This is a genomic window from Streptomyces deserti (assembly GCF_054782695.1).
The window spans coordinates 102,940-111,196 of the sequence record NZ_BAAGRZ010000028.1 but is presented as its reverse complement, the minus strand read 5'-3'; the positions used below and the strand labels follow the sequence as shown (position 1 = coordinate 111,196).

Annotated in this window: 7 protein-coding genes; all 7 read left to right on the top strand. The window is 75.0% G+C overall.

From position 1 onward, the window contains the following. Window positions 1-205 precede the first annotated feature (205 nt). The 7 genes from ACYVMZ_RS32100 (at window position 206) to ACYVMZ_RS32070 (ending at window position 8,246) form a co-directional block, all read left to right on the top strand. The gene (locus ACYVMZ_RS32100) at window positions 206-1,315 is read left to right on the top strand and encodes a FecCD family ABC transporter permease (protein ID WP_461085946.1); all 1,110 of its coding nucleotides are present in this window, start codon (window positions 206-208) and stop codon (window positions 1,313-1,315) included. After that, on the top strand, window positions 1,312-2,319 hold the full coding sequence (locus ACYVMZ_RS32095; protein WP_461085930.1) for a FecCD family ABC transporter permease: 1,008 nt from the start codon (window positions 1,312-1,314) through the stop codon (window positions 2,317-2,319). The genes ACYVMZ_RS32100 and ACYVMZ_RS32095 overlap by 4 nt, the downstream gene beginning before the upstream one ends. A 46-nt stretch (window positions 2,320-2,365) precedes the next feature. Next, window positions 2,366-3,172: an ABC transporter ATP-binding protein gene (locus ACYVMZ_RS32090; RefSeq protein ID WP_461085928.1), complete on the top strand. Its 807-nt coding sequence runs from the start codon at window positions 2,366-2,368 to the stop codon at window positions 3,170-3,172. Then, on the top strand, window positions 3,169-3,291 hold the full coding sequence (locus ACYVMZ_RS32085) for a hypothetical protein (protein ID WP_461085926.1): 123 nt from the start codon (window positions 3,169-3,171) through the stop codon (window positions 3,289-3,291). The genes ACYVMZ_RS32090 and ACYVMZ_RS32085 overlap by 4 nt, the downstream gene beginning before the upstream one ends. Next, window positions 3,288-5,027: an ABC transporter ATP-binding protein/permease gene (locus tag ACYVMZ_RS32080; RefSeq protein WP_461085924.1), complete on the top strand. Its 1,740-nt coding sequence runs from the start codon at window positions 3,288-3,290 to the stop codon at window positions 5,025-5,027. The genes ACYVMZ_RS32085 and ACYVMZ_RS32080 overlap by 4 nt, the downstream gene beginning before the upstream one ends. Continuing rightward, window positions 5,024-6,844 carry an ABC transporter ATP-binding protein gene (locus ACYVMZ_RS32075; RefSeq protein ID WP_461085921.1) on the top strand — a complete coding sequence of 607 codons (1,821 nt, stop codon included), beginning with the start codon at window positions 5,024-5,026 and terminating at the stop codon, window positions 6,842-6,844. The genes ACYVMZ_RS32080 and ACYVMZ_RS32075 overlap by 4 nt, the downstream gene beginning before the upstream one ends. A gap of 202 nt (window positions 6,845-7,046) precedes the next feature. After that, window positions 7,047-8,246, top strand: a complete 1,200-nt coding sequence (locus ACYVMZ_RS32070) for a right-handed parallel beta-helix repeat-containing protein (RefSeq protein ID WP_461085919.1) — start codon at window positions 7,047-7,049, stop codon at window positions 8,244-8,246. Window positions 8,247-8,257 lie beyond the last annotated feature (11 nt).

The window sequence follows — 8,257 nt, the reverse complement described above, 5'->3', positions numbered from 1 at the left end:
CCGTCCACGAGGTGAACTCCGAGGTGTGGGCCAAGGGACGCGGCACCCGATCGCTGGGCATCGTCCTCGACGAGGCCACGGCCGCCCTGCGGTGAGCACGCCCACCACGACGGGCACGACACCGGGTGACGCCCCGGCGAAGCAGCGGACCGTACGCCGCGCACGATCCGGCGCACGGTGGCAACTCCCCGCCCTGCTCGTGCTGCTGACGGCGGCCTCCGCCTGCGCGCTGAGCCTGGGAACGCCCTACGTCCCGCCGCACCGGCTGCCCGGTGCCCTGCTGGCCGGGGACACCACGCTCGCCGGGATCGTCGTCGGCGAACTCCGCGTGCCCCGCCTGCTGCTGGCCCTGGTCGCCGGGGCCTGCCTGGGAGCGGCGGGGCTCGTCCTGCAGGAGGCGCTGCGCAACCCCCTGGCCGTCCCGGAGATGCTCGGCGTGTCCTCGGGGGCCGCGCTCGGGGTGGCCGCGCCGCTGGTGCTGGCCGTGTCGATCCCGGCCGCCGTCCAGCCCCTGCTGGCCATCGGCGGGGCCGCGCTCGGCGGCGGACTCACCCTGCTCGCCGCCGGGTTGGGGCGCAGCCCGTCCGCCGTCCTGCTCACCGGCGCGGCGGTCGCCGCCGCACTCCAGGCCGCACTGCTCGTACTGATGGTGATGGCCGACCAGTTCGACCTCCAGCTGATCTACCGCTACCTGCTCGGCTCCCTGTCCGCCCGCACCTGGGACGACGTCCTCGGCCTGTGGCCCTGGCTGCTCGTGGCGGTGCCCGCGCTCGTGCTGTGCGCGCCGGTGCTGTCGGTGCTGCGGCTGGGGGACGAGGACGCCGAGGCGCTGGGCGTGCGCGTCCAGCGGGCCCGGTTCGCCGCGCTGGCCATCGCCGTCGTCCTGATCGCGCCCGTGACGGCCGTGTGCGGGCCGGTGGCGTGGGTCGGGTTTCTCGCCCCGCATCTGGCGCGACGGCTCAACCCCGATGGCGACGCGGTGCGTTGGCTGCCCTGGTCGGCGGCGTGGGGTGCCGCCGTGGTGGCCGTGGCCGACGTCCCGGCCCGGCTGGCGCTGGCGCCCGTGGAGACACCGGCCGGCGCCTGGACGGCCCTTCTGGGCGTACCCGCCGGGGTCGCCCTGCTCCGGTCCGGCGGCCGGCGAGCGGGAGTCGATCCTGGAGAAGTTCCCTCGGGCATCTCGCGCCTCCCCAGCGCGACTGGAACGGCCGCAGAGACGCTCAAGGGCGCGACCGGTACGGGGGAAACGCTCACGGGCGTGACCGGTACGGCAGAGACGCTCAAGGACGCGACCGGTACGGGGGAGACGGGATGAGCGGGCGTTTCGGTGTGCTGGCCGCAGTCGTCCTGGTGTGCGCCGGTGTGGAAGTCGTGGCCGGGCGGGGCATGTCCCCGGCCGCGGTCTGGGACGTCCTCGGCGGGGGCGGCGACGCGACCGAACGGCACATCCTGCTCCAACTCCGTCTGCCCCGGCTGCTGGTGGCCCTGGGTGCGGGAGCGTGCCTCGGTGTCGCGGGCCTGGTGCTGCAGTCGGCCCTGCGCAACCCGCTCGCCGGGCCCGAGGTCACCGGTGTGACGCCCGGGGCGGTGCTCGGGGCCGTCGCCGCGACCGGTCTCGGACTGGCCGGATGGGAATCACCCCTCGCCGTGGTCGTCGCCGCGTGCGTGGGCGGCTGTGCCGGGGCCGCGCTGCTGTGGCTGCTCGCCGGGCCCGGCCGGAGCGACCCCGCGCAGACCGCCGTGCACGGCGTGCTCGTGTCGGCGGTGCTGGGCGGGCTCACCGCCATGGTGCTGCTCGTCGACCCCGGCGAACTCGGCAGTGTCGTCCAGTGGCTCGTCGGCACGACGGAGGGCCGCGTATGGCAGCACTGGCACCTGCTGTGGCCCTGGGCGCTGGCCTGGGGCGCCGCCGCCTGGCTGCTGGCGGGCCCGTTGACCCTGCTGCGCTGCGGGGACGACATCGCCACCGCCGCCGGCCTCTCCGCGGGGCGCGCCCGCAGCCTCGCCCTGCTGTGCGCGGTGGCGCTGACGGCGGGTGCGGTGGCCGCCGTGGGGGCGCTGGGTTTCGTCGGGCTGCTCGTACCGCACCTCGCGACGGCCGTGTTCGGCGCGGACCTGCGGGCGGCGCTGCCCGGTGCCGCCCTGGTGGGGGCGGCCGTGGTGTGCGGTGCCGACGCGGCGGCGCAACTCGTCTCACGGCTGCTGGCGGTGACGCTGGACGCCGGGCGGCTGACCCTGCCCGTCGGGGCGCTCACCACCTGCGTGGGAGCCGCGTTGCTGCTGATCGTCGTACGCCGTGCGCCGAGCCGGACGTTCTGATGTCTCCGAAGTCTTTGAGGTCTTTGATGTCGACGAAGGACAGAGCATGACCGACCCCGTGGGGATCCACGTCCAGGGCGTCCACTTCGGCTATCCGGGCCGACCCGTGCTGCGCGGCGTCGACATGACCGTCGAACCCGGCGAGCTGACCGCCCTCATCGGCCTCAACGGCTGTGGAAAGTCCACCCTGTTGCGGCTGGCCGCCGGATTGCTGCGTCCCGACGAGGGCCGTGTCCTTCTCGGTGGCGACGACCTGGCCCGGCTCTCCCGGCGGGCCACCGCCCGGCGGGTCGCGCTGCTGCACCAGTCGGCCCCGGCCGTTCCCGGTATGACGGTGCGTCAGCTCGTCCGGCAAGGCCGGTACGCGGCCCGCGGCCCGCTCGGCATGCTCCGCGAGGGCGACGATCCCGTCGTACGGCGGGCCCTGCGCGACGTCGGCGTGGAACAGTGGGCCGAGCGGACCGTGGACGCGCTGTCCGGGGGCGAACGGCAGCGGGTCCGGCTCGCGATGGCGCTCGCGCAGGACACCCGTGTGCTGCTGCTCGACGAGCCGACCACCTACCTGGACCTGCACCACCAACTCGACGTGCTGCAGACCGTGGTGCGGCTGCGCGAGGAACGCGGCCTCACCGTGGTGATGGTGCTGCACGACCTGGCCCACGCCGCCCGGTTCGCCGAGCGGATCGTCGCGCTGCGGCACGGCCGCGTGGTGGCCGACGGGACACCGAAGGACATCGTCACCCCGGGGCTGCTGGCCGACGTCCTCAAGGTGGCCGGCCGGGTCGGCCGGGACCCTAAGGGCGGCTGGCCGGTGTGCTACCCGGACCACCCTCTGACCGGGGTGGCGCCATGACGGCCCGGTCCGCGGGCCAGGGCCCCATCGCCGACGCGGGCGCCGCAGCGCGCCGGGACCGGATCGTCCACGGCCCGCCCCCGCGCACCAGCCAGCCCGGCCAGGAGGGGACCTCGTGATCGTCCACCCCGAGCTGCGCCGCGCCGCCCGGCACGCCCGGCGCCCCCTGCTCGCGGCCACCCTCCTGCAGGGCGCCGTCACCCTCACCCACCTCGCGCAGGCCGTGCTGCTGGCCCACGCCCTCGCCGACGTGGCCCGCGGCGACACCGGCCGGCTCCCGCCGCTCCTCGGGGCGGTCCTCGGCGCCGTCGCCGCCCGCGCCGGCCTCGGCTTCCTGCAACGGCGTACCGCCACCCGTGCCGGTGCCCGGGTCAGAGTGACCCTGCGGGACGAACTCCTGACCCACCTCGGCCGGCTCGGCCCCGCACACCTGACCACCGCCCGCGCCGGAGCCGTCCGCACCACCCTCGTCGACGGGGTCGAGGGCGTCGACGCCTACGTCTCCCGCTACCTCCCCCAGCTCCTGATCACCCTCACTGTGCCGCCCCTGCTGCTCGCCGCCCTGGCGGTCGTCGAACCGGCCGTGCTGCTCGGCCTCGTCCCCGCCCTGCTGCTCGCCCTGGCCGGGCCGCGCGCCTGGGACCGGCTGCTCGCCCGGCGGGGCAAGGAGCACTGGGACACGTACGAAGCACTGGGCGCCGACTATCTCGAAGCCTTGCAGGGCATGCCCGCGCTGCGGGCCGCGGGCGCCGTCGGGCGCACCCGGCAGCGGCTGGAGGAGCGGTCGGCGGCGCTGCACCGGGCGACCGTCGCCAAGCTCCGCGTGTCGCTCGTCGACACCGGGCTCACCGACCTCGCCATCCAGGGCGGCGTCGTGGCCGCCGCGCTGCTCGCCTGCTGGTCGGCCGTCACCGGCTCACTCGCGCCGACGGGCACGTATCTGGTGCTGCTCCTGGCCTCCGAGTGCTTCCGGCCGGTGCGCGATCTGTCCCGCGAGTGGCACGCCGGATACCTGGGCGTGTCGGCCGCCGACGGGCTCATGGCCCTGCGGACCGCCGAGCCCGCGGTCGCCGACCCGGGAACCGTACCGGCACAGTGGCCGTCCCCGCCCCAACTGCGTTTCGAAGATGTGGAGTTCACCTACGACGGCGCCGAGACGCCCGCGCTGCGCGGCGTCACCTTCACCGCCGAGGCCGGACGGACGACCGCGCTCGTCGGCCCGTCGGGCGCCGGCAAGTCCACCCTCCTCGCCCTGCTCCTGCGACACCACGACCCGCGGCACGGCCGGGTCACCGTCGACGGCCGCGACGTCGCCGCCTACGCCCTCGACTCACTGCGGCAGGGCATCGCCGTCGTCTCCCAGGAGACCCACCTCTTCCACGCCACCATCGCCGACAATCTGCGCCTGGCCCGGCCGGACGCGACCGACGACGAGCTCGTACGCGCCGCCCGCACCGCCGGCGTCCACGACGAGATCGCCGCCCTCCCCGACGGCTACGCCACCGTCCTCGGCGAACGCGGCGCCACCCTCTCCGGCGGCCAGCGCCAGCGGCTCGCCCTCGCCCGGGCCCTGCTGGCCGACGCCCCGGTGCTCGTCCTCGACGAGGCCACCAGCGCGGTCGACGAGCGCCGCGAGGCGGACATCGTCCGCGAACTCCTCGACGCCGCCGGCGGCCGGACCGTCCTGGTGGTCGCCCACCGGCTCGCCGCCGCCCGGCACGCCGACCGCGTCGTGGTCCTGGACGGCGGACGCGTCGACGCCGTCGGCGACCATGCCACCCTCGTCGCGGCAGGGGGCCTGTACGCGCGGCTCGTCAGGGCGGGCGAGACGTACGAAGGAGGACTCGCCGCATGACCGGCACCACAGGCACGGACACCACCACCGGCACCACCGAAGCCGCCGATCGCAGAACCACCGGCACCGCCACCACCGGCACCCTCGACGCGGCGCCGCCCGCTCGCGGCGCACTGCGCGCCCTCCTGCCCGCCCTCGCCGGGCACCGGGCCATGATGACGCGCACCTGCGGCGCCGCCCTCCTCGAACAGGGCTCGCTGGTCACGCTGTTGACGCTCGCCGCGCACACCGTCGGAACCGCCGTCATCGAGGCCCGTGCCCCGTCGGCCGGTACGGTCACCGCCCTCGTCGTCCTCGTCCTCGTACGCGCCCTGATGACCTGGCGCGAGATGGACCTCTCGCACGACCTCGCCTACCGGGTGCTGGCCGAGCTGCGGGTGCGGGTCTTCGACGGGCTCGCCCGCAGCGCCCCCGCCCGCCTGGCCGGCCGGCGCAGCGGGGACCTGGCCGCCACGGCGATGGCCGACGTGGAGGCGCTGGAGTTCTTCTACGCCCACACCACGGCCCAACTCCTCGCCTCGGGAGTCGTGTTCACCGGAGGCGCGGGAGTCCTGGCCGCGACGGAGCCCTGGCTGCTGGCGGCGGTGCTGCCGGTCGCCGCGCTGCTCGCCGCGGCACCGTTCGCCGACGCGCGCGGACGCGCGGCGCGCGGGGCCCGCACGCGGTCGGCCGCCGCGAAGCTGTCCGCCGACACCGTCGAGGCCGTCGACGGGCTGCGCGAACTGCTCGCCTTCGGCGGGCTGACCGAACGGCGCCGCCGCCTCGCCGCACAGGGCCGGAGGGTCGGGGATGCCCAGCGCGCCGAGGCCACCTGGGAGGCCCTGGCCGCCGCCGTACGCGACCTCCTCATCGTGGTCGCGGTGCTCGGCGTGGTGACGGCCGCCGCCCAGTCCGCCACCGCCGGGCGGCTGCACGGCGCCTGGGTTCCCGCGGCGATGACGCTGGCCCTGTCGGTGCTGGGCCCGGTCGCCGAGTCGGCCAGGACGCTGAGCCAGGCCGTGTCCCTGCGCGCCGCGGCCGCCCGCGTCGACGCGGCCCTGACCGCCCCCGCGCTCGCCCCGCCGCCCGCCGCGCCCCGCGGCCTGCCCTCCGGTCCGCTGGCCGTACGGCTGCACCGGGTGAGCTTCGGCTACGGCGGCCGACTCGTCCTGGACGGCCTCGATCTGACGGTTCCCGCAGGCCGGACCGTCGCCCTGGTCGGCGCCTCCGGGACCGGCAAGTCGACCTGCGCCCACCTGCTGGCCCGCTTCTGGGACCCGTCCGAGGGAGCCGTCCAACTGCTCCCCGGCACCGGCGACCCCGTCGACCTCCGGGACGTGGCCGACGCCGAACTCCGCCGTGCCGTCGCCGTGGTGGGCCAGGACACCCCCCTCTTCCACGGCACCCTCGCCGAGAACCTGCGCCTGGCCGCCCCGGACGCGGACGAGCACCTCCTCGCCGAAACCGCCCGCCTGTGCGGGGTCGACCGGATCGCTCCCCTGGACACCCTGGTCGGCGAGCGCGGCGCCACCCTGTCCGGCGGCCAGCGCGCCCGGATCGCCCTCGCCCGCGCCCTGCTCGCACAGCCCCGGGTCCTCGTCCTGGACGAGACCACCGCCCACCTGGACAACACCGGCGACGCGGAGCTCGCCGCCGCACTCGGCAAGGACACCCACCGCACCACCCTGGTGATCGCCCACCGCCCGGCCACCATCCGCCGCGCCGACCGCATCGCCGTCCTGGAAGGCGGGCGCATCGCGGAGGAGGGCACCTGGGAGGAGCTGACCGCCCGCCAGGACAGCGCCCTCCGGCGCGTGCTGGCCGTCGCCCCGCACTGAAGCGGGTGTCGCGAGGAGCACGCGCGTTCAGCAATCACACGCACCTGCGCCCAAAGGGGCACCTGCCTCAAGGGGGCACCTGCGTTCATCATCACGATCGGCAATCACGTGCACGGACATTGACGTGCTCAGAGCAGCGCCCTTAGCTTCGCCAGAAAGCGCTTTCTCTCACCGCTTTCCCTCACGCCCTTGGAGCCCCGCGATGCGCCTGAAGCCCGCCCCCACCTCCGCCGGTCTGCTCAGCCTGCTGGCCGGCGCGCTCGTCGCACTGCCCGTCGGCACGGCGCACGCCGCGTCCGCGGACGTGAACCAGTTATACGTGGCGACCAACGGAAACGACGGCAACCCGGGGACCCTGGCCGCACCGCTGAAGACGATCCAGCGGGCGGTGGACCTCGCGCAGCCCGGGTCCACGATCCTGGTCCGCGGGGGGACGTACGCGCCGAGCGGCAACATCCAGCTGCTCAAGAACGGCACGTCGAGCCGGCCCATCACCCTGCGCAGCCACAACGGTGAACGAGTCGTCATCGACGGCGAGAACATGCCGTACACGCCGGGCGCCGTGGGCTCGACGATCCCGCGCGCCCAGCGCGGCGCGATCCACATCGAGGGCGACCACTGGCGGCTGGTCGGCCTGGAGATCATCCACGGCCCGTACGGCGTCTTCGGTCTGGACACCAACCACACCGTCTTCGACCGTCTGGTCACCCGGGACAACTACGAGTCCGGGTTCCACCTCCAGGGCTCCTCCGCCCACAACCAGATCCTCGACCTGGACAGTCACGGCAACCGTGATCCGCGCAAGAACGGCGAGAGCGCCGACGGTCTGGCCGTCAAGGAGGGATCCGGCAGCGGCAACGTCGTGCGCGGCGCCCGGCTGTGGAACAACGCCGACGACGGCTTGGACCTGTGGATGTTCGACGCGTCACCGATCCTCGTCGAGAACACCCTCGCCTGGGGCAACGGGTTCAACCGGTGGAACCTGCCCGACTACCAGGGCGACGGCAACGGGTTCAAGATGGGCGGCAACGGCGTGGCGGCCGATCACACCGTCCGCAACAGCATGGCGTGGGACAACTCCGCCGGCGGCTTCGTCGACAACGACAACCCGGGCCGGATGAAGATCGAACGCTGCACCGCCTGGGACAACCCCAAGACCGGGTTCAACTTCGACCGCTCCGCCAGCACGCTGACCAAGAACCTCGCGGTGGCCAACGGCACCAACGCCTCGCTGGGCTCCACCTCCACCGGCAGCGGCAACTCCTGGAACCTCGGCGGCACTTGGTCGTTCACGAGCACCGACCCGGGCGCCATCACTGGCCCCCGGGCCGCCGACGGCTCCGTCCCGTCCTCCACCTTCCTGCGTCCCGCGAACGGGGCGGACGTCGGGGCACGGTTCTGACCAGGCCCAAC